Below are 1,000 nucleotides of genomic sequence, written 5' to 3'. Positions count from 1 at the left end.
TTACCACGGTGTGGCCGATGACTGGGGTGAAGTCGTAACAAGGTAGCCGTAGGGGAACCTGCGGCTGGATCACCTCCTTAACGAAAGATTGACGATTGGTAAGAATCCACAACAAGTTGTTCTTCATGACGATGTGTCTTAAAAGATAATTCGAGGTTTTCGAATTGGATTGAGTAGCAGATACTACGCACTGCGTTTGTCTTGCGAAAAATACAAAGCGATGCTTTGATTTTTCTCAGGGTCTGTAGCTCAGTTGGTTAGAGCACACGCTTGATAAGCGTGGGGTCACAAGTTCAAGTCTTGTCAGACCCACCATGAGCGAGGGTCAGCGAAACATGTTTCGCCCGAGCGCAAGACGAGAGCTATGCTCGAGTTAAGCATTCGCCTTAACAGAGTTTACGATACATCGAATCACAGATGATAAGCTGGGGACTTAGCTTAGTTGGTAGAGCGCCTGCTTTGCACGCAGGAGGTCAGGAGTTCGACTCTCCTAGTCTCCACCACGTACTTATTGAGTATGGGTATAAGCTAAAGATTACAGAATTTAGTAAGTATAAGCTTATTAAGTTCTGTGATTTAAATATCACAGTATTTAGTGCGATCTGACGAAGACGCATTAATTCATTAACAGATTGGCAAAAATTGAGTCTGAAATAAATTGTTCAACTCATTTAATTCAAGATTGACAGTAATACTTCGGTGTTACGGTTTAATTACGAATTGAAATGAGAACTAGCAAATTAACTGAATCAAGCGTTTTGGTATATGAATTTAGATTGAAGCTGTACAGTGCTTAAGTGCACAAGACTTTGAACTGTAGATTAAATAGATCATTGATTATTTATTTAATTGTCTTAATCCTACTTGTAGGGATTAACGACTGTTTGGGGTTGTATAGTCAAGTAATTAAGTGCATGTGGTGGATGCCTTGGCAGTCAGAGGCGAAGAAAGACGTGATAGCCTGCGAAAAGCTCCGGGGAGGCGGCAAATATCCTTTGAT

The 1,000-nt window shown here is 41.4% G+C and carries 2 tRNA genes and 2 rRNA genes; all 4 read left to right on the top strand.

Annotated features, from left to right (window positions below):
* Window positions 1-80: ribosomal RNA gene (locus HX743_RS16130) — 16S ribosomal RNA — on the top strand; the annotation flags it as partial.
* A 158-nt stretch (window positions 81-238) separates the two neighbouring features.
* Window positions 239-315, top strand: a tRNA-Ile gene (locus tag HX743_RS16125).
* A gap of 112 nt (window positions 316-427) precedes the next feature.
* Window positions 428-503 (top strand) — tRNA-Ala (locus HX743_RS16120).
* Window positions 504-896: 393 nt separating this feature from the next.
* A 23S ribosomal RNA gene (locus HX743_RS16115) occupies window positions 897-1,000 on the top strand; the annotation flags it as partial.

This window comes from Acinetobacter sp. Swhac1 (assembly GCF_013390985.1).
GTDB lineage: Bacteria > Pseudomonadota > Gammaproteobacteria > Pseudomonadales > Moraxellaceae > Acinetobacter > Acinetobacter towneri.
Note: the sequence above shows the minus strand (reverse complement) of the source record. Positions and strands in the feature narration are given on the sequence as shown.